We start from the raw sequence: 19460 nt of genomic DNA on the forward strand, positions 1-19460 counted from the left end.
ATGATCGCATGGCACTCCCCCGCACCCTGCTCCTCGGCGGCGCCCGCTCCGGCAAGTCCACCCATGCCGAGCGACTGCTCGCCGACCGCTCCGACGTGCTGTACGTGGCCACCTCCGGGCACCGGGACGGCGACGCCGACTGGGCCCGGCGGGTCGACCTGCACCGGGCCCGGCGGCCGGCCTCCTGGCGGACCGCCGAGACCTGCGCGCTGGAGGCGGTGCTCGCGGACCGGGACGACCCGGCACCGGTGCTGATCGACTGCCTGGCGCTCTGGCTGACCGCCGTCATGGACGAGCACCGGGCCTGGGAGGACGGGGTGTGGCTGGACGGGGGGCAGCGGGCCGTGGAGGAGCGCTGCGCGGCCCTGGCGGCGGCCTGGGCCGAAAGCGGGCGGGAGGTGGTCGCGGTCTCCAACGAGGTGGGGATGGGCGTGGTGCCCGCCACCGCGTCCGGACGGCGCTTCCGGGACACCCTCGGCCGGCTCAACATGGCGGTGGCCGACGCCTCCGAACAGGTGCTGCTGGTGGTCGCCGGACAGGTGCTGACCATCAAAGCGGTGTCCGTGTAGATTGCCGAGCGATGGACACCACCGTGGATCTCGACACTTTCTCCTCGCTCGTCGAGCGGCCCGACGAGGGTGCGCGGCGCGGCGCCGAGGAGCGCTGGCAGCACCTGGCCATGCCGCGCGGCGGCCTGGGCCGGCTCCAGGAGCTGGGGGCCTGGCTGGCGTCCGCCCAGGGCGAGGCCCCGGTCCGCCCGCTGACCGGCGCCCGGGTGCTGCTGTTCGCCGCCGACCACGGCGTCGCCTCGCTCGGCGTCTCCACCCTGGACGCCCGCGGCGGCACCGCCGACCGGGTCCGCGCCGTGCTGGACGGCACCGCGCCGGTCGCCGTGCTCGCCCGCCGCTACGGGGCGGACGTCCGGGTGGTCGACATCGCCGTGGACGCCGACCCCGCCGAGTTCCCCGAGGAGGTCGTCCGCCACCGGGTGCGCCGCGGCTCCGGCCGGGTCGACGTCGAGGACGCGCTGAGCGCGGAGGAGGCCGCCCGGGCCTTCCGGGCCGGCATGGCCGTCGCCGACGAGGAGGCCGACGCCGGCACCGACCTGGTGCTGCTCGGCGACCTGGGCGTCGGCTCCACCACGGTGGCCGCGGTGCTGATCGGCGCGCTGTGCGGCACCGACGCCGCCGCCGTCACCGGCCGCGGCTCGGGCGTCGACGACCGGACCTGGATGGTCAAGTGCGCCACCGTCCGCGACGCGCTGCGCCGGGCCCGCCCGGTGCTCGGCGACCAGCTCGCGCTGCTCGCCGCGACCGGCGGCGCCGACTTCGCCGCGATCACCGGCTTCCTGCTCCAGGCCGCCGTCCGCAAGCTCCCCGTCGTGCTGGACGGGGTGGTCTCGGCGGCCTGCGCGCTGGTCGCCCAGCGGATCGCCTTCCGGGCCCCCGAGTGGTGGCGCGCCTCCGCGCTCACCGGCGAGCCCGCCCAGGCCAAGGCGTACGACCGGCTGACGCTGACGCCGCTGCACGAGGCGGGCGTCACCATGGGCGAGGGCGTCTCGGCGGTGCTGGCCCTCCCGCTGCTCCAGGCCGCGGGCGACACCCTCGCCGAGCCGGCCGCCGTCCCGAGCGCGAAGCCGCTCCCGCCGCGGGCCCCGGCCAAGCTGCCGACGGCCGCGGACCTGCTGGACCGCTACTGAGACTCCGTCAGGGCACGGGATGAACGGCGAGCACGGGCAACCGGGGGCGGGTCGGCCGGAGGCGGGTCGGCCGGAGGCGGGACAGTCGACGGGTCGGCCGGAGACCGGGCAGGCGGAGGGCGGGCAGGCGGCGGAGCTGTCGGCGGAGGGCCGCGCGCTGCGGTCTTCCGGACCCGCGCGGTTGCCCGCGCCCCTGACGGGGCGGACGGCGGACGGCGAACGGACCGGGGCGGAGGCCGGGCGGGCGGCGGAGCTGTCGACGGAGGGCCGCGCGTCGCGGTCTTCCGGACCCGCGCGGTTGCCCGCGCCCCCGGCGGGGCGGGGGGCGGACGGCGAACGGGCCGGGGCGGGGGCTCAGCGGGCGGCCGGGGGTTCCGGGGCCGGGGTCGGTGCCGGGTTGCGGTTCGCGTTCGGGACGTTGACGGTGTTCCGGGTGCGGGTGGACCGGTGGGACCGGTCGGCGGGCGGGGCGGCGATGGTGCTGGCGCCGCTGGTCGGGCTGGTGGTGGGCGCGCTGGCCGGGGGCGTCGGCGCGCTGGTGGCCTGGCGGGGCGGGGCGCTGCTGGGCGGGGTGGCGGCGGTCGCGGTGGGCGCGCTGCTGACCCGGGGGCTGCACCTGGACGGGGTGGCGGACGTCGCGGACGGGCTGGGCAGCGGCAAGCCCGCCGAGGACGCGTTGCGGATCATGAAGCAGTCGGACATCGGGCCGTTCGGCGTGCTGACGCTGCTGCTGCTGATGCTGGCCCAGGTCGCGGCGCTGGCCGGGCAGTTCGGGGTCTCGCCCGGGCGCGGGGCGCTGGCCGCGGCGGTGGCCGCGACGGCGGGGCGGGCGGCGCTGGCCTGGGGGTGTCTGCGTCCGGTTCCGGCCGCCCGGCCGGGCGGGCTGGGGGCGATGGTGGCGGCCACCGTGCGGCCGGCGGCGGCGGTGGCGGTGACGCTGCTGGTGGCCGGGGCGGCGGCGGTGCTGCGCTGGCAGCTGGGGGTCGCGGTGCTGCTCGGCGTACTCGCGGCGGGGGTCCTGCTGCGGCGGTGCGTGCGCCGGTTCGGCGGGGTGACCGGGGACGTGCTGGGCGCGCTGGTGGAGACCGCGGCGACGGCGGTGCTGGTGGCGGTCGCGCTGCTGTGAGCGGGTCTCGGTCCGGCCCCCGCACACGAACTCACGCACCGTCACGGACCGCGGCGGTTCGTGCACGGGGCAGGCGGGGCGGCGGGATCCCAATATGCGGACTACCATGCGGTGAGCACCCTGGCCCTGCGCCCCGTTTCGCCGCGGAGTCTGCCTGGGTTTTGCCGGTCGGCAACGGAGCCGCCACCGGCTGTGGACCGCGAAAGAACAGGACGCATTTGTCGTGACTGCACTGTCTGTGAGCACCTCTTCCGCCGTGAGCCTGCGGGCGGACGCCCTGGTGGTCGGTGTGGCGAAGGGGCCCAAGGGCCTGGTCGTCGCCCCGGGCGCCGAGGCGGTCGTCGAGGCGTTCGAGGGCAAGCTGGCCGAGGTCCTCACCACCCTGGGCGCCACCGGTGCCGAGGGTGAGGCGGTCAAGCTTCCCGCTCCGGCCGGAGCCAAGGCGCCGCTGGTGCTGGCCGTGGGCCTGGGCCCGGCCGCCGACGGCGCGTACGGCGCCGAGGAGCTGCGCAGGGCGGCCGGCGTGGCCGCCCGCACGCTGGCCGGTTCGAAGAAGGTCGCGCTGGCCCTGCCGGCGGCGACGGCCGACGAGTTCGAGGCGGTCGCGCTGGGCGGCCTGCTCGGCGCGTACTCCTTCGGCAGCTACAAGGGCGAGGTGTCCAAGGCCCCGGTCGCCGAGCTGGTGCTGCTGGCGGACCGCAAGGGCTCGAAGGACGCCAAGGCCGCCGCGGAGCGCGCCGCGGCGATCGGCGAGGAGATGAACCGGGCCCGCGACCTGGTGAACACCGCCCCGAACGACCTGAACCCGAAGTCCTTCGCCACCCTGGCGCAGACGGTGGGCAAGGAGCACGGCCTCAAGGTCGAGGTGCTGGACGAGAAGGCGCTGGCCAAGGGCGGCTTCGGCGGCATCCTGGGCGTGGGCGCCGGTTCGGCGAACCCGCCCCGGCTGGTGAAGGTGGCCTACACCCACCCGAAGGCGACGGCCTCGCTGGCCTTCATCGGCAAGGGCATCACCTACGACTCGGGCGGCATCTCGCTGAAGCCGGCCGGCCACAACGAGACCATGAAGTGCGACATGGCGGGCGCCGCCGCGGTGTTCGCCGCCGTGGTCGCCGCCAAGCGCCTGGGCCTGCGGGTCAACGTGACGGCGTGGCTGGCGCTGGCGGAGAACATGCCGTCCGGCTCGGCCACCCGCCCGGGCGACGTGCTGCGGATGTACGGCGGCAAGACCGTCGAGGTGCTGAACACCGACGCCGAGGGCCGGCTGGTGCTGGCCGACGCGATCGTCCGGGCCGGCGAGGAGCAGCCGGACGTGATCGTCGACGTGGCGACCCTGACCGGCGCGATGGTGCTGGCCCTGGGCACCCGCACCTTCGGCGTGATGGCCAACGACGAGGCGCTGCGCACCCGTCTGCACGAGACCGCGGGCGCGGTGGGCGAGGCGTCCTGGCCGATGCCGCTGCCGGCCGACCTGCGCAAGGGCATGGTCGAGTCGACCGTCGCGGACCTGGCGAACATGGGCGAGCGGATGGGCGGCGGCCTGGTGGCCGGCCTGTTCCTGCAGGAGTTCGTCGCCGAGGGCGTCGACTGGGCGCACCTGGACATCGCCGGCCCGGCGTTCAACGAGGGCGGCCCGCACGGCTACACCCCGAAGGGCGGCACCGCGAGCGCGGTGCGCACCCTGGTCCGCTTCGCGGAGGACACCGCCGCGGGCGAGTGATCCGACGCGTGGGGCCCGGCACCGGTGGGTGCCGGGCCCCACGCGCATTACCAGCCGGTAGTGGGGCGGGCCAATTCGATGGCGTGTTCGCCTCCGGCGAAAATTGATTCCGCAGGGCGGAACCGGAACCGCGAAGACCCCCGGACGGAGTACCTCCGCTTGCCGATTTCCCGGCTGTGAGCTGCGACGATACCTCCGAGAACGGGTCGTACCGCCGCCACGCGGGCCGCCCCGGGTGCGCCCCGGGGCACCCGCCGACGTCACCTGCCGCCAACAAGTGCAAAGATGTATTTCCGGCACGACTGGGCGCTCTTACAAGGGCACTCACCCACCGGACCGCGACCGGCCCGGCGATCCGCACCTTTTGCATGGAGGACGTGACGTGGCGAACGACGCCAGCACCGTTTTCGACGTAGTCATTCTCGGAGGCGGAAGCGGCGGTTACGCCGCGGCGCTCCGTGGCGCTCAGCTCGGCCTGAGCGTCGCGCTGATCGAGAAGGGCGAGCTGGGCGGCACCTGCCTCCACCGCGGCTGCATCCCGACCAAGGCGCTGCTGCACGCCGCCGAGGTCGCCGACGAGACCAGGGAAGCCGCCGAGTTCGGCGTCCTCGCCACCTTCCAGGGCATCGACATCAACGGCGTCCACAAGTACAAGGACGACGTCGTCGCCGGCCTGTACAAGGGCCTCCAGGGCCTGGTCGCCTCCCGCAAGGTCACCTTCATCCAGGGCGAGGGCAAGCTCTCCTCGCAGACCTCGGTGGACGTCGACGGCCAGCGGATCGAGGGCCGCCACATCGTCCTCGCCACCGGCTCCGTGCCGCGCTCGATCCCGGGCCTGGACATCGACGGCAACCGGATCATCTCCTCCGACCACGCGCTGAAGCTGGACTACATCCCGAAGTCGGCGATCATCCTCGGCGGCGGCGTCATCGGCTGCGAGTTCGCCTCGGTCTGGAAGTCCTTCGGCGTCGACGTCACCATCGTCGAGGGCCTGCCCCACCTGGTGCCGCTGGAGGACGAGAACTCCTCCAAGCTGCTGGAGCGCGCCTTCCGCAAGCGCGGCATCAAGTTCGAGCTCAAGTCCCGCTTCTCCGGCGTGGAGTACACCGCCGACGGCGTCCGGGTCTCGACCGAGAACGGCAAGTCCATCGAGGCCGACGTGCTGCTGGTCGCGATCGGCCGCGGCCCGGTCTCGGCCGGCCTGGGCTACGAGGAGCAGGGCGTCGCGATGGACCGCGGCTACGTCCTGGTCGACGAGTACCTGCGCACCAACGTGCCGACCATCTCCGCCGTCGGCGACCTGGTCCCGACCCTGCAGCTGGCCCACGTCGGCTTCGCCGAGGGCATCCTGGTCGCCGAGCGGATCGCCGGCCTGAAGGTCGTCCCGATCGACTACGACGGCATCCCGCGGGTGACCTACTCCAACCCGGAGGTCGCCTCCGTCGGCCTGACCGAGGCCAAGGCCGTCGAGCAGTACGGCAAGGAGAAGGTCGTCACCCTCAAGTACAACCTCGCCGGCAACGGCAAGAGCAAGATCCTCAAGACCGCCGGCGAGATCAAGCTGGTCCAGGTCAAGGACGGCGCCGTCGTGGGTGTCCACATGGTCGGCGCCCGCATGGGCGAGCAGGTCGGCGAGGCCCAGCTGATCTACAACTGGGAGGCCCTGCCCGCCGAGGTCGCGCAGCTCATCCACGCGCACCCGAGCCAGTCCGAGGCCCTCGGCGAGGCCCACCTCGCGCTGGCCGGCAAGCCGCTGCACGCGCACGACTGATCGCGCCCCGTCCCCCTTCATTCCTGTACGCAAGACTTGATAGGAGTCGCTGGAACCATGGCGGTCTCAGTAACACTGCCCGCGCTGGGCGAGAGCGTGACCGAAGGCACCGTCACCCGTTGGCTCAAGGCCGAGGGTGAGCGCGTGGAGATCGACGAGCCGCTGCTCGAGGTCTCCACCGACAAGGTCGACACCGAGATCCCGGCGCCGGCCTCCGGCATCCTGGCCTCGATCAAGGTCGGCGAGGACGAGACCGTCGAGGTGGGCGCCGAGCTGGCGATCATCGACGACGGCTCCGGCGCCCCGGCCGCCGCCCCGGCGCCCGCCGCCGAGGCCGCTCCGGCTCCGGCTCCGGCTCCGGCTCCGGCTCCGGCTCCGGCTCCGGCCGCCGAGGCTCCGGCCGCTCCGGCCGCCCCCGCCGCGGAGGCCCCCGCGGCCCCCGCCCCGGCCGCCGAGGCCCCGGCCGCCGCCGCGCCGTCCGGCGACGCCACCCCGGTCCTGCTGCCCGCGCTGGGCGAGTCGGTCACCGAGGGCACCGTCACCCGCTGGCTGAAGGCCGAGGGCGACAGCGTCGAGGTCGACGAGCCGCTGCTGGAGGTCTCCACCGACAAGGTCGACACCGAGATCCCCTCCCCCGTGGCGGGCACCCTGGTGAAGATCCTGGTCGGCGAGGACGAGACCGCCGAGGTCGGCGCCCAGCTCGCGCTGATCGGCGCCGCGGGTGCGGCCCCCGCCGCCCCGGCCCCGGCTGCTCCGGCCGCCCCGGCCCCGGCTCCGGCTGCCCCCGCCGCTCCGGCCGCCCCGGCTCCGGCCCCGGCTGCCCCGGCCCCCGCTGCCGCCACTCCGGCCCCGGTCGCCACTCCGGCTGCGGCCGCCCCCGCTGCCCCGGCGGCTCCGGCCCCGGCCCCGGCTGCCCCCGCCGCTCCGGCACCGGCTGCTCCGGCTCCGGTGGCCGCTCCGGCCGCCCCCGCCGCCGCTCCGGCCGCGGACGCCGGTGACGCCTACGTCACCCCGCTGGTGCGCAAGCTCGCCGCCGAGCACGGTGTCGCGCTCTCCTCCGTCGCCGGCACCGGCGTCGGCGGGCGCATCCGCAAGCAGGACGTGATCGCCGCCGCCGAGGCCGCCAAGGCCGCGCCGGCTCCGGCCGCCGCCCCCGCCGCTGCCGCCGCCCCGGCGAAGGCCGCCGCCGCGCCGTCCGCGCTGCGCGGCCAGACCGTCAAGCTGACCCGCATGCGCAAGGTCATCGGCGACAACATGCTGAAGGCCCTGCACGAGCAGGCCCAGCTGACCAGCGTGGTCGAGGTGGACGTCACCCGGATCATGTCGCTGCGCGCGAAGGCGAAGGACACCTTCCTGGCCCGCGAGGGCGTGAAGCTGTCTCCGATGCCGTTCTTCGTGAAGGCCGCCGCCCAGGCGCTGAAGGCCCACGCGGTCATCAACGCCCGGATCAACGAGGCCGAGGGCACCGTCACCTACTTCGACACCGAGAACATCGGCATCGCGGTGGACTCCGAGAAGGGTCTGATGACCCCGGTCATCAAGGGTGCGGGCGACCTCAACATCGCCGGCATCTCGAAGAAGACCGCGGAGCTGGCCTCGAAGGTCCGCGACAGCAAGATCACCCCGGACGAGCTGTCCGGCGCGACCTTCACCATCTCCAACACCGGTTCGCGCGGTGCGCTGTTCGACACCGTCATCGTCCCGCCGAACCAGGTCGCGATCCTGGGCATCGGCGCGACCGTGAAGCGCCCGGTGGTCATCGAGGCCGACGGCGGCACCGCCATCGGCATCCGCGACATGACCTACCTGTCGCTCTCCTACGACCACCGCCTGGTGGACGGCGCGGACGCCGCCCGCTACCTGGTCGCGGTCAAGGAGATCCTGGAGGCCGGCGAGTTCGAGGTCGAGCTCGGCCTGTAAGGCGCCCCGCCCAGGAGCCCTTCCCGGGAGCCCCGCACCGTCCCCGGACGGCGCGGGGCTCCCGCGCGTTCCGGCCCGGTCGGCGGCCGGGCCGGCGGTCCGATCGGGTGCGCGCGGGGCGGCGATCGTGGAGGCTGGAGCGGTGATGGACGAGACGGGATTCTGGCAACTGGTCGACGAGGCCCGGGAAGCGGCCGCGGGCGACCCGGACGAACAGGCCGAGGTGCTGGTCGAGCGGCTGCTGCGGCTCACCCCGGACGAGGTGCTGGACTTCGCCCGGCAGTTCGAGGCGCGCTTCCAGCGGGCGTACACGGTGGAGCTGTGGGGCGCCGCGTACCTGATGCTCGACGGGGCCTCCGAGGACGGCTTCGACTACTTCCGCTGCTGGCTGATCGGCCAGGGCCGGGACGTCTTCGAGGGCGCCGTGCACGAGCCGGACGCGCTGGCCGAGCTGGTGCCGGACTTCGACGAGGCGGAGGACGGCGACGCGGAGGACCTCGGCTACGCCGCCGACGAGGCGTACGAGCGGCTGACCGGGCTGCCGCTGCCGGACCTGGGGGTGCGCCAGCCGCCGGGCCCCGAGGGCGTGTCCTTCGACTTCGCGGACGGGGCGGTGATGGCCGCCCGCTACCCGCGGCTGTGGGAGCTGTACGGGGACTGAGCGCCGCGCGGGCCGGGCCGGGCGGGCCTTTCGGGTGGCGGCCGTCCGGGTGCCGTGCCGGACCCGGCGGGGTGGTGTGCCGCGGGCGGGGCGGGGGTCAGGCGGGGGTGATGCCCTGGAGGATGCCGTCCAGGGCGGACGGGTCCGGGGCCTCGGGGTCGTCGTCCACGCCGCCGTGCAGGATGACGTAGCCGGGGCCGTCCCGGTCGGGGACGGCCGCCACCACCGCGTAGCCGGCCGCGCCCCGTTCGGGTTCGACGTACCAGCGGATCGCCCAGGCCGGGCTGCCCGCGATCTCCAGGGTGCCGGCGGACTCCTCCCGGTGGGAGCGGAGGTCGCCGAAGGCGGCGGGGGCGAAGGCGGCCATCTCCTGTTCGGCGGCGGAGCGGGCGTCGGCGGCGGTGGCGCTGTCGACGGCGATCCCGAACTGGCCGCGCAGGCAGGGCGACCCGTCGGACCGGTCGCAGGCGTACCGGCCGGAGACCTCCAGCACGGTGGCGTCCGCGGTGGCCGGTTCGGCGGTCCAGCCGTCGGGCCGCGGGACGCGCCAGCCGTGCGCCCGGTCAGCGATGCCCGGGGCGGGGCCGGGGCCGGCCGTGCCGTCGTCGCTGTCGGGGTCCGGGGCGGGGGCGGGCGGCTCGGAGACCGCGACGGTGAGGGTCGTCGCGAGGGCGGGGCGGACCGGGTCGCCCGGCCGCAGGGCCCAGAGCCCGGCGGCGACCACGCCCGCCAGCAGCACGGCGGCGACCGCTCCGCCGGCGGGCGGGCCGGCCCGGCGGGGGCGGTGCGGGGGCTGCGGCCGGTGTGCGGGGGTGATCTCCCAGGACCGGGTGACTGCGTCGTCGAGCAGCCCGGCCGGACGGTACGGGTCCGTCCAGGCGGCGCCGTTCCACCAGCGTTCCGGCCCGGTGCCGGGGACGGGGTGCCGGCCGGGCGGCGGCGTCGGGGTGCTCACGGCGGTTACCGTACCGCTCCGGCCGCCGCGCCCGGGAGGCGAGGGGCGGTCCCGGACCAGGCTTCCCGGAAGGCGTGCTGACGGGCCGTCGGCGGCCCGGTGGGCTGCTGACGGTCAGTCCAGGGCGCGGCCCATCCAGACGTCGTCCGCGTAGCCGCCCTCCAGCAGGAAGTGTTCGGGCAGGACGCCGAGGACCTGGAAGCCGTTGCGCTCGTAGAGCCGGCGGGCCGGGGTGTTGTGGGCGAGCACCCGCAGTGTCATCCGGCGGGCCCCGTCGGCGCGGGCCGCTTCGCAGGCGGCGGCGAGGAGGGCGTCGGCGACCCGGCGGCCGCGGGCCTCGGGCAGGACGCCGAGGCCCTGGATCTGGCGGACGTGCGCGTTCGACGGGAGCGGGATCTCCCGCACCTGGCGGACGTAGCCGACCACCCGGCCGTCCAGTTCGGCCAGCAGGTACTGGCCGGGGTGGTGGTCCTGGTCGAAGACCGGGGCGTCGGCGGAGCTGCGCGGGGAGACCTCGCTGAGCGGGGACCAGACGGCGTGGTCGACGGCGCGGATCGCGCGCTCGTCCTCGTCCCGTGCCGGACGGATGATCACATCGGTGGAGGGCATGGCGGACATGGTAGACGCCGCTCCGGTCCGGGGTTTCTGACCGGATGCGCCCGGGCGGGCTGCGAGGATGGCCGGTATGCGAATCGCGGTGACAGGCTCCACGGGGTTGATCGGGTCCGCGCTGGTGGACTCCCTGCTGACGGACGGGCACGAGGTGCTGCGGCTGGTGCGGCGGCGCTCGCGCACCGGGCCGCAGCCGGACGGGACGGTCGGGGTCGGCTGGAACCCCCAGCTGATGCAGATCGACCGGCCCGCGCTGGAGGGCGTCGAGGCCGTGGTGCACCTGGCCGGGGCGGGCGTCGGCGACCGGCGCTGGACGGACTCCTACCGGCGGGAGATCCGGGACAGCCGGGTGCTGGGCACCGAGACGCTGGCCGCCGCGCTGTCCCGGCTGAAGGAGCCGCCGCGGGTGCTGGTCAGCGCCTCCGCGATCGGCTACTACGGGCAGACCGGCGACCAGGTGATCGACGAGGGCTCGCCGTCCGGCAGCGACTTCCTGGCCGAGGTCTGCCAGGAGTGGGAGCGCGCCGCGCGGCCCGCCGCGGACGCCGGGATCCGGGTGGTGCACCCGCGCACCGGGCTGGTGCTCGACCCGAAGGGCGGCGCCGGGGCGCGGCTGCTGCCGCTGTTCCGGCTGGCGCTGGGCGGGCGGCTGGGCAGCGGCGAGCAGTACTGGTCGCTGATCTCGCTGGCCGACGAGGTGGCCGCGCTGCGCTTCCTGATCGACCGCCAGGAGCTGTCCGGGCCGGTCAACCTGGTCGGGCCCGACCCCGTCACCAACGGTGAGCTGACCGCCGAGCTGTCCCGGCAGCTGGGGCGTCCGGCGGTGTTCGCGGTGCCGGAGTGGGCGCTGCGCGCCGTGCTCGGGGAGATGGCCGTCGAGGTGGTGGGCAGTCACCGGGTGGTGCCGAAGGCGCTGCTGGAGGCGGGGTTCGAGTTCCGCGACCCCGACGCGGGGGCGGTCGTCGCGGCGGCGCTCGGGCTGCGGTAGGGGGCGCGGCGGGGCCGCCGGGGGCGCGGCCGGACGGCGGGGGCGCGGCCGGACGGCGGGGTGCCGTCCGCGGGTGACGGGGCGTCAGCGGGGGGCGCACGGGTGCAGCCGGGCGGCGCGCAAGGTGCGGGCGGTGACGGTGCGCGCCCGCTCCCGTCCCGCGCGCCCGGTTTGGTGCACGGTGGGTGACCGGTCGGACTCGGTGCGTGCCCGTTCCGGTGTGATGAACCGATTGAGTGTCACCCGGCGGTCTGGAGCGGCGGATGACGGGGCATCACCAGTGCGGACCACGTCCGCCTCCCGCTGCCCGCCCCGGCACCGACCCGCGCGCTCGCCCGCGGGCACCGCCGCGCGCGGCGGCCACCGGGGGGCTCCGCCAGGGAGGGAGCACCCACTCGTGCCCGCACAGGACTTCACCGGCCGCGCCCGGCGCGGCCAGTCCGGCGAACCCGACGCGATCGTCGTCGGCGCCGGCGTCGCCGGACTGACCGCCGCCAGCGCACTGGCCGCCCGGGGCCTGGACGTCCAGGTCCTGGAGGCCACCGAGCGCGTCGGCGGCCGGATGGCCACCCGCGAACTCGACGGCTTCCGGCTCGACCACGGCGGCCACCTGCTCAACACCGCGCATCCGGAGCTGGCCCGCCGGCTCGACCTCGACCGACTGGACCTGCGGCCGCTCGCCCCCGGCGTCCTGGTGCACAGCGGCGGACGCACCTACCGGTCCGGCGACCCGCAGCTCACCCCCGCCCGGCAGGCCGCCGTCCGCGGGCCGCTCGGCACCCCGCTCGACAAGGCCCGGCTCGCCGCCGCCCTGGCCCGGCTCGCCGCGACGCCCACCGCCCGGATCCACGCCCGCCCGGAGACCACCGCCGCCCGCGCCCTGGCCGACCGCGGCCTGCCCGCCCGCACCGTCGACGGCTTCCTGCGCCCGCTGCTCGGCGCGCTGCTGTCCGACCCGGCGCTGGGCACCTCCAGCCGGGTCGCCGACCTGGTGCTGCGCGCGTACGCCCGGGGGCGGCTCTGCGTTCCGGCGGCGGGCAGCGGGGCCGTCCCCGCGCAGCTCGCCGCCCGGCTCCCGGAGGGCAGCCTCCGGCTCGGCGTCCGGGTCACCTCGGTCGGGACGGACGGCGTCGGGACCGCCGGGCACGGCCGGATCGGGGCCCGCGCCGTGGTCGTCGCCACCGACGCCGCGACGGCGGCCACCCTGCTGCCGGGCCTGCGCCAGCCCGGCTTCCACCCCGTCACCACCTACTACCACGCGGCGGGGCGCTCGCCGCTGGGCGAGGCGGTCCTGCTGCTGGACGCCGAGCGCTCCGGGATCTCGCACTCGCTGGTGCTCAGCGACGCCGACCCCTCGTACGCCGCCGACGGCCGCGCGCTGATCGCCACCACGGTGCTCGGCCGCCGCGCCTTCGACTCCGGCGGGGCGGCCGGCGACGAACCCGCCGTCCGGCGGCGGCTGGCGGAGCTGTACGGGACCTCCACCGCGGGGTGGGAGTTCCTGACCGTCCGCCACGTCTCCGACGCGGTCGTCTCGATGCCGCCGCCGCACCACTTCCGCCGCTCGGTCCGGCTGCTGGCCGGGCTGTACGTCTGCGGCGACCACCGGGACACGGGGACCGTCCAGGGCGCGCTGGTCTCCGGCCGACGGGCCGCGGAGGCGGTCCTGCACGACCTGGGCGTCCGCACCGGGACGGAGGCCGCGGAGGCGGCGGCGTAGGAGTGCGTCCGGGGGCCCGGGAGGGCACGCTCTCCCGGGCCCCCGGACGCCCCCTCAGATCACCCCCGCCTGGCGGGAGGCCTCTTCGAAGGCGCGGGCGGCGGGGGTGGTGCGGTAGGGGGTGAGGCGGCGGTGGAAGTCGCGGAGGTACTCGACGGTGCGGGCGGAGCGCATCTCCCCGGCGGCGCGGAGGGAGTCGGTGGCCATCGAGCAGGCTTCGTCGACGTCGCCCATGCCGAGCCGCGCGGAGGCGAGGACCAGGCGGCACAGGATGCGGCTGCGGGCGTAGGCGGGGGCCCGCAGCCGGAGGGACTTCTCGGCGTGCTGGGCGGCGGGGCGCCACTGCTGGAGGTCGCGGTAGCAGTGGGCGAACTCGTCGGCGAGCTGGGCGTCGTCGAAGTAGCGGGCCCAGGAGGGGACTTCGTCGGCGCCGCGGGCGGTGCCCAGGGCGCGTTCGCAGCGGACCAGGGCGGTGGTGCAGGCCCGGACGTCGCCGGCCAGGGCGTGGCCGCGGGCCTCGGCGGCGTGCATCAGGGCCTGGACGACGGGGGCGGCGGTGGTGCCGACGCCCTGCTGGGCGACCCGGGCGAGTTGGATGGCCTCGCGGGCGTGGCCGAGGTGGACGGCCTGCTGGCTCATGGTGGTGAGGACGAAACCGCCCAGGACGCGGTCGCCGGCGGCCTGGGAGAGCCGCAGGGCCTGGACGAAGTAGCGCTGGGCGAGGCCGTGCGCGGCGATGTCGAAGGAGGTCCAGCCGGCCAGCCGGGTCAGGTCGGAGACGGCGCCGAACAGGGCGCGGCCGATCTGTTCGCCGTACCGGCCGCGGAGCATGGGTTCGGCCTCGCTCTCCAGGTAGCGGACCAGGGCCTGCCGGGCGTGGCCGCCGCCGTAGGCGTGGTCGAGGGCGCGGAACAGGTCGCCGACGGCGCGGATCGCGGCGATGTCGCCGCGGCCGACCCGGACCGGGGGCCTGGACTCCCGGGCCTCGGCGCCCGGTTCGGCGCCGGAGGCGTTCGCCGGGCGGCGCGGTGCCTGCTGGGGGACGCGGGCGCCCTGCGGGGGCGTGCGGAGCTCCTCGGGGGTGAGGGTGGTGCCGTCCCGGGCGACGCGTTCGTCGGTGCGGCCGATCAGCCAGTCGCGGCTGGGGACGACGAGCCCGGCGGGGGTGAAGGCGATCTTGCGGAGCTCGGCGTAGGGGCCGTTGTCCTTGCGCCACATGGAGGCGACGATGTCGACGGCCTCCTGCGGGGTCTCGGCGAACTCCAGCCCGGCGTAGACCGGGGCGCAGGCGTCGAGGCCGACGTCCTGGGCGGTGAGGCGGCGGCCGAGGCGGCGGGTGAAGACCTCGGCGATCAGGGCCGGGGTCGCGCCGCGGGGCTGCTGGCCGCGCAGCCAGCGGGTCACCGAGGTCTTGTCGTAGCGCAGGTCGAGGCCGTGTTCCAGGCCGAGTTGGTCGACCCGGCGGGCGAGGCCGGCGTGCGAGAAGCCGGACTCCTCGATGAGCGCGGCGAGTTGGGGGTTCTGGGCGCGCCCGGCCGCGGGGGCCGGTGGTTCGGTTCGCTCGGGGGCGCGCGGAGGGGTCTCGGCCGCTCCGGTCGGGCGCGGGTCGAGCGGGTCGAGCGGTCGGTACGCGGGGCTGTCGATCACTGGCCGTTGGGGCATAGCAGTCCACACCTCTCAGGCACCGTTCCGGCCCCTCCTGCCCGGACGGCGCCCCCTGATCGGGAATCGGCGCGAATGTAGCGAGCATTGGGACGCTATGGGTGGATTCGGGCCACCCGTCCTCCGAACGGGTGAACCAGCCCCGCCCGTTGTGAGGAAGCACGGGCGTCGCGTGTTTGAGTTCGGGAGCCGCTGCCCGCGGTGCGGGCGCATGGCGGTGCGCACCACTTGCCAGGGCGGTGCTGTGGTGTCCGCCCACATCGTTGTGGGGCCCGCGGATTCCTACCGTTCTCGGCCATGGACACCACTTCTGCCCCGCCCCCCGCGCCGCCGCTGCTCGGCCGCACCGCCCTGGTCACCGGGGCCGCCTCCGGCATCGGCCGGGCCTGCGCGGAGGCGTTCGCCGCGGCGGGCGCGCACGTGTACGTCGTCGACCTGGCGGCCGGCCCGGCCGAGGAGTTGGCGGCCCGGATCGGCGGGACCGCGCACGTCGCGGACCTGTCGGACCCGGAGGCGGTGGAGGCGCTGCCGGCGGACGCGGACATCGTGGTCAACAACGCGGGCCTCCAGCACGTCGCGCCGGTGCACGAGTTCCCGGTGGAGCGGTTCACCCTGATCCAGCGGGTCATGGTGGAGGCCCCGTTCCGGATCCTGCGCCGCACCCTGCCGCACATGTACGAGCGCGAGTGGGGCCGGGTGGTCAACATCTCCTCGGTGCACGGCCTGCGAGCGAGCGCCTTCAAGTCGGCCTACGTGACGGCCAAGCACGCCCTGGAGGGCCTGAGCAAGACGGTGGCCCTGGAGGGCGCCCCGTACGGGGTGACCAGCAACTGCGTGAACCCGGCGTACGTGCGGACCGCGCTGGTGGAGAAGCAGATCGCCGCGCAGGCGCTGGCGCACGGCATCCACGAGGACGAGGTGGTGGAGCGGATCATGCTCGACCGCACCGCCGTGAAGCGGCTGATCGAGCCGGACGAGGTGGCGGAGCTGGCCGTCTGGCTCTGCTCGCCCGGCGCCTCGTACATCACCGGCGCGAGCCTGCCGGTGGACGGCGGCTGGACCGCGCACTGAGCTCCGCCCCCTCCCTCTCCCCCTCCCCCATCTCCCCTCACCTGCAAGGGAATTCGCCATGGCCGCCTCTCCCGACGACGTGAGACCCGCCTCCCTGCCCCGGGTGGTCGCCGCCTCGCTGATCGGTACGACCATCGAGTGGTACGACTACTTCCTGTACGGATCGGCGGCGGCGCTGGTCTTCGGGCACGTGTTCTTCCCGAAGGCCGACCCGCTGACCGGCACCCTGCTGTCCTTCCTGACCTACGCGATCGGGTTCGCCGCCCGGCCGCTGGGCGCGCTGGTGTTCGGGCACTTCGGCGACCGGATCGGCCGCAAGAGGCTGCTGGTGCTGAGCCTGCTGCTGATGGGCGGCGCGACCACGCTGATCGGCTGCCTGCCGACGTACGACCAGGCCGGCGTCGCGGCGCCGGTGCTGCTGACCGTCCTGCGGCTGGTGCAGGGCTTCGCGCTGGGCGGCGAGTGGGGCGGGGCGGTGCTGCTGGTCTCCGAGCACGGCGACCGGCGGCGGCGCGGCTTCTGGGCGTCCTGGCCGCAGGGCGGCGCGCCGGCCGGCAACCTGCTGGCGGCGGGCGTGCTCTCGCTGATGACGGCCGTCCAGTCGGACGCGGCGTTCCTGGCCTGGGGCTGGCGGGTGCCGTTCCTGCTGTCCGCGGTGCTGGTGCTGGTCGGCCTGTGGATCCGGCTCGCGGTGGACGAGTCGCCGCTGTTCAAGGCCGCGCTGGCGGCGGCCGGGCAGCGCGCCGAGCGGGAGAGGCCGCCGCTGGTGGCGGTGCTGCGCGACCACTGGCGGGACGTGCTGGTGGCGATGGGCGCCCGGATGGCGGAGAACATCTCGTACTACGTGCTGACCACCTTCGTGCTGGCGTACGCCGTCACCCAGACCCACCTGCCCAAGCAGACCGCGCTGAACGCCGTACTGATCGGCTCGGCCGTCCAGTTCGCGCTGATCCCGGCCTTCGGGGCGCTCTCCGACCGGGTCGGCCGCAGGCCGGTCTACCTGGTGGGCGCGGTCGGCGTCGGCGGCTGGGCGTTCGTCTTCTTCCGGATGGCCGACACCGGGAGCTTCGTCCAGCTGACCGCCGCCGTCACCGTCGGCCTGTTCTTCCACAGCATGATGTACGCCCCGCAGGCGGCGTTCTTCTCCGAGCTGTTCGCCACCCGCACCCGCTACTCGGGGGCCTCGATCGGCGCCCAGTTCTCCTCGGTGGCGGCCGGCGCGCCCGCCCCGCTGATCGCCACCGCGCTGCTGAAGGACTACGGCAGCGCCACCCCGATCGCGGTGTACGTGGCCCTCGCCGCGGTGGTCACGGTGGTGGCCGTGCTGTGCGGCCGGGAGACCCGCGGCGCCGACCTGGAGGACGTCGGGGCGGACGCTCGGGTGGACTCCGTGAAGGCGCCCGCTAGCCTCTGAGCACTTCGGCAGGATCAGGGCCGCGTCACCGGGCGACCGGGGGCGCGGCCCCGGCCCGTTCCCGCGGCGGGCGGGGGAGCACGAGGGCCACGGGGGCCACGGGGGCACTAGTGACAGGGAAGACCGCATGGACCGCCACACCACCGCCGCGCCGGCGCTGCGCAGACTCCTCGACCTGCTGGCGACCGGCGCCGCCACCGAGGACTTCGGCGAGGTGCTCGCCGACGCCCGCCGCCGGGGCGCGCCCGCCGAGGTGCTGACCGAGATCGACGACGCCACCTGGCAGGCGCTGCGGGTGCACCGGACCATGCGCCAGCACCGCCGCCGCGAGGCCGAGCTGACCGCCCTGTTCGACACCGCGGGCGACCTGGCCGCCTCCCGCGACCTGGACGCGGTGCTGCAGGCCATCGTCCGGCGGGCCCGGATGCTGCTGGGCACCGACACCGCGTACCTGACCCTCCCCGACGAGCGGGCCGGGGACACGTACATGCGGGTCACCGACGGCTCGGTCTCGCCGATCTTCCAGACCCTGCGGCTCAGCCTGGGCGACGGCCTGGGCGGCCTGGTCGCGCAGACCGCCCGGCCCTACGCCAGCCACGACTACCGGGTCGACGAGCGGTTCCGGCACACCGGGCAGATCGACGCGGGCGTGCTGGACGAGGGCCTGGTGGCGATCATCGGGGTGCCGCTGCTGCTCGGCGGCACCGTGATCGGCGTGCTGTTCGCCGCCGACCGCTCGCCGCGGGCCTTCTCCCCCGACGAGGTCGCGCTGCTGTGCACCCTGGCCGCGCACGCCGCGATCGCCCTGGACACCGCCAAGTCGCTGGCCGACACCCGGGCCGCGCTGGCCGAACTGGCCGCCGCCAACGCCGTCATCCGGGCGCACGCCGCCGCCGTCCAGCGCGCCGAGCAGGCCCACGACCGGCTCACCGACCTGGTGCTGCGCGGTGCGGAGGTGGCCGACGTGGCCGCCGAGGTGGCCGCGCTGCTGGACGGCGTGGCCTCGGTGCACGACGCCGAGGGCGCCCCGCTGACCGGCCCCGGCGGCGCCCCCGACGGCCTGGCCGAGGCGGTCACCGCCTCCCGCGCGGAGGGCCACGCGGTCCGGCACGGCACCGAGTGGGTGTGCGCGGTGCTGGCCGGGCAGGAGCTGCTGGGCGCGCTGGTGCTGCACGGGCGGCCCGAGCTGGACGACGCGGACCGGCGGGTGTTCGAGCGGGCCGGCGTCGTCACCGCGCTGCTGCTCCTGCTGCGCCGCTCGGTCGCCGAGACCGAGAACCGGGTCCGCGGCGAGCTGCTGGCCGACCTGCTGACCGCGCCCGGCCGCGACCCGGCCGGGCTGACCGCGCGCGGCCGGCGGCTGGGCGTCGACCTGAACCGGCCGCACCTGGCCCTGGTGGCCGTCGCCGAGGACGCCCTCGCCCAGGGCCGGCTGGCCGGGGCGGCGGCCCGGTACCTGTTCGGCTCGCGCGGCATCAGCGCCGAGTTCGGCGAGGGCGTGGTGCTGCTGGTGCCGCACGAGGGCGGCGGCGACGGCGCGGTGGCCGCGCTCGCGGCCGAGCGGCTGGCCCGGCTGGCGGGCGGCCCGGTCACGGTCGGCACCGGCCGCGCCGCGAACGGCCCGGTCGCGCTGGCCGCGGCGTACGCGGAGGGGGTGCGCTGCGTGCGGGCCCTGCGGGTGCTGGGCCGGGCCGGGGACGGGGCGTGCGCGGCCGACCTGGGCTTCCTGGGCGTGCTGCTGGGCGACGGGCACGACGTGGACGGCTTCGTCCGGGCCACCCTGGGCCCGCTGCTCGACTACGACGCCAAGCGCGGCACCGAGCTGGTGCGCACCCTGCGCGCCTACTTCGACTGCGGCGGCGGCCTGACGAGGGCCAAGGACCTGCTGCACGTCCACGTGAACACGGTGGTGCAGCGGCTGGACCGGGTGGAGGTGCTGCTGGGCCGCGACTGGAACCAGCCGGAGCGGGCGCTGGAGCTCCAGCTGGCGCTGCGGCTGCAACTGCTCGCCGGGGGCTGAGCGGACCGGCCCGCGCCGGGCGTGCAGCGGACCGGCCCGCGCCGGGCGTGCAGCGGACCGGCCCGCGCCGGGCGTGCAGCGGACCGGCCCGCGGCGAGCCGGGCGTGCCCGGGCCGGGCGT

Annotated in this window: 15 protein-coding genes; 12 read left to right on the top strand and 3 right to left on the bottom strand. The window is 76.0% G+C overall.

The window, feature by feature from the left end:
- Positions 1-8: 8 nt before the first annotated feature.
- The 7 genes from cobU to ACIQVD_RS02075 all read left to right on the top strand — a co-directional run bounded on the left by cobU (position 9) and on the right by ACIQVD_RS02075 (position 8897).
- Entirely contained in the window at positions 9-569 is a 561-nt protein-coding gene (gene cobU / locus ACIQVD_RS02045; RefSeq protein WP_400688536.1) for a bifunctional adenosylcobinamide kinase/adenosylcobinamide-phosphate guanylyltransferase, read from the top strand.
- 11 nt (positions 570-580) lie between these two features.
- Positions 581-1699 carry a nicotinate-nucleotide--dimethylbenzimidazole phosphoribosyltransferase gene (locus ACIQVD_RS02050; protein WP_111553080.1) on the top strand — a complete coding sequence of 373 codons (1119 nt, stop codon included), beginning with the start codon at positions 581-583 and terminating at the stop codon, positions 1697-1699.
- 397 nt (positions 1700-2096) lie between these two features.
- Positions 2097-2825 carry an adenosylcobinamide-GDP ribazoletransferase gene (locus tag ACIQVD_RS02055; protein ID WP_402285328.1) on the top strand — a complete coding sequence of 243 codons (729 nt, stop codon included), beginning with the start codon at positions 2097-2099 and terminating at the stop codon, positions 2823-2825.
- A gap of 223 nt (positions 2826-3048) precedes the next feature.
- Entirely contained in the window at positions 3049-4545 is a 1497-nt protein-coding gene (locus ACIQVD_RS02060; protein ID WP_402285330.1) for a leucyl aminopeptidase, read from the top strand.
- Positions 4546-4909: 364 nt separating this feature from the next.
- Positions 4910-6316 carry a dihydrolipoyl dehydrogenase gene (gene lpdA, locus ACIQVD_RS02065; protein ID WP_402285332.1) on the top strand — a complete coding sequence of 469 codons (1407 nt, stop codon included), beginning with the start codon at positions 4910-4912 and terminating at the stop codon, positions 6314-6316.
- Positions 6317-6373: 57 nt separating this feature from the next.
- Entirely contained in the window at positions 6374-8236 is a 1863-nt protein-coding gene (gene sucB / locus ACIQVD_RS02070; protein WP_402285334.1) for a 2-oxoglutarate dehydrogenase, E2 component, dihydrolipoamide succinyltransferase, read from the top strand.
- Positions 8237-8381: 145 nt separating this feature from the next.
- On the top strand, positions 8382-8897 hold the full coding sequence (locus ACIQVD_RS02075; protein WP_100835877.1) for a DUF4240 domain-containing protein: 516 nt from the start codon (positions 8382-8384) through the stop codon (positions 8895-8897).
- A 97-nt stretch (positions 8898-8994) separates the two neighbouring features.
- Here the strand turns inward: ACIQVD_RS02075 and ACIQVD_RS02080 are convergent, their stop codons facing one another.
- Positions 8995-9852: a hypothetical protein gene (locus tag ACIQVD_RS02080; protein ID WP_402285336.1), complete on the bottom strand. Its 858-nt coding sequence runs from the start codon at positions 9850-9852 to the stop codon at positions 8995-8997.
- A gap of 114 nt (positions 9853-9966) precedes the next feature.
- Complete coding sequence (locus ACIQVD_RS02085; protein WP_402285340.1) at positions 9967-10470, bottom strand: GNAT family N-acetyltransferase; 504 nt, start codon at positions 10468-10470, stop codon at positions 9967-9969.
- A gap of 58 nt (positions 10471-10528) precedes the next feature.
- Here ACIQVD_RS02085 and ACIQVD_RS02090 point away from each other — a divergent pair, with 58 nt between their 5' ends.
- Together ACIQVD_RS02090 and ACIQVD_RS02095 are read left to right on the top strand one after the other, a co-directional pair.
- Complete coding sequence (locus ACIQVD_RS02090; protein WP_402285342.1) at positions 10529-11452, top strand: TIGR01777 family oxidoreductase; 924 nt, start codon at positions 10529-10531, stop codon at positions 11450-11452.
- Positions 11453-11849: 397 nt separating this feature from the next.
- Positions 11850-13172, top strand: a complete 1323-nt coding sequence (locus tag ACIQVD_RS02095; protein ID WP_400688550.1) for an NAD(P)/FAD-dependent oxidoreductase — start codon at positions 11850-11852, stop codon at positions 13170-13172.
- 54 nt (positions 13173-13226) lie between these two features.
- On the opposite strand, the gene ACIQVD_RS02100 is transcribed toward ACIQVD_RS02095, so the two are convergent.
- The gene (locus ACIQVD_RS02100) at positions 13227-14834 is read right to left on the bottom strand and encodes a regulator (RefSeq protein WP_400688552.1); all 1608 of its coding nucleotides are present in this window, start codon (positions 14832-14834) and stop codon (positions 13227-13229) included.
- A 297-nt stretch (positions 14835-15131) separates the two neighbouring features.
- On the opposite strand from ACIQVD_RS02100, the gene ACIQVD_RS02105 reads away from it, so the two are divergent.
- The 3 genes from ACIQVD_RS02105 to ACIQVD_RS02115 all read left to right on the top strand — a co-directional run bounded on the left by ACIQVD_RS02105 (position 15132) and on the right by ACIQVD_RS02115 (position 19339).
- Positions 15132-15905, top strand: a complete 774-nt coding sequence (locus tag ACIQVD_RS02105) for a 3-hydroxybutyrate dehydrogenase (RefSeq protein ID WP_400688554.1) — start codon at positions 15132-15134, stop codon at positions 15903-15905.
- Positions 15906-15963: 58 nt separating this feature from the next.
- Entirely contained in the window at positions 15964-17319 is a 1356-nt protein-coding gene (locus ACIQVD_RS02110; protein ID WP_400688556.1) for an MFS transporter, read from the top strand.
- Positions 17320-17446: 127 nt separating this feature from the next.
- Positions 17447-19339 carry a helix-turn-helix domain-containing protein gene (locus tag ACIQVD_RS02115; RefSeq protein WP_400688558.1) on the top strand — a complete coding sequence of 631 codons (1893 nt, stop codon included), beginning with the start codon at positions 17447-17449 and terminating at the stop codon, positions 19337-19339.
- Positions 19340-19460: the final 121 nt, after the last annotated feature.

The sequence above is a fragment of the Kitasatospora sp. NPDC090308 genome, assembly GCF_044769485.1.
GTDB classification, from domain to species: domain Bacteria; phylum Actinomycetota; class Actinomycetes; order Streptomycetales; family Streptomycetaceae; genus Kitasatospora; species Kitasatospora fiedleri.

Bases quoted from the DNA above. Each gene is read 5' to 3' on its own strand.
- cobU (WP_400688536.1), top strand. From the start codon at position 9: ATGGCACTCCCCCGCACCCTGCTCCTCGGCGGCGCCCGCTCCGGCAAG.
- ACIQVD_RS02050 (WP_111553080.1), top strand. From the start codon at position 581: ATGGACACCACCGTGGATCTCGACACTTTCTCCTCGCTCGTCGAGCGG.
- sucB (WP_402285334.1), top strand. From the start codon at position 6,374: ATGGCGGTCTCAGTAACACTGCCCGCGCTGGGCGAGAGCGTGACCGAA.
- ACIQVD_RS02075 (WP_100835877.1), top strand. From the start codon at position 8,382: ATGGACGAGACGGGATTCTGGCAACTGGTCGACGAGGCCCGGGAAGCG.
- ACIQVD_RS02085 (WP_402285340.1), bottom strand. From the start codon at position 10,470: ATGTCCGCCATGCCCTCCACCGATGTGATCATCCGTCCGGCACGGGAC.
- ACIQVD_RS02090 (WP_402285342.1), top strand. From the start codon at position 10,529: ATGGCCGGTATGCGAATCGCGGTGACAGGCTCCACGGGGTTGATCGGG.
- ACIQVD_RS02100 (WP_400688552.1), bottom strand. From the start codon at position 14,834: ATGCCCCAACGGCCAGTGATCGACAGCCCCGCGTACCGACCGCTCGAC.
- ACIQVD_RS02105 (WP_400688554.1), top strand. From the start codon at position 15,132: ATGGACACCACTTCTGCCCCGCCCCCCGCGCCGCCGCTGCTCGGCCGC.
- ACIQVD_RS02110 (WP_400688556.1), top strand. From the start codon at position 15,964: ATGGCCGCCTCTCCCGACGACGTGAGACCCGCCTCCCTGCCCCGGGTG.
- ACIQVD_RS02115 (WP_400688558.1), top strand. From the start codon at position 17,447: ATGGACCGCCACACCACCGCCGCGCCGGCGCTGCGCAGACTCCTCGAC.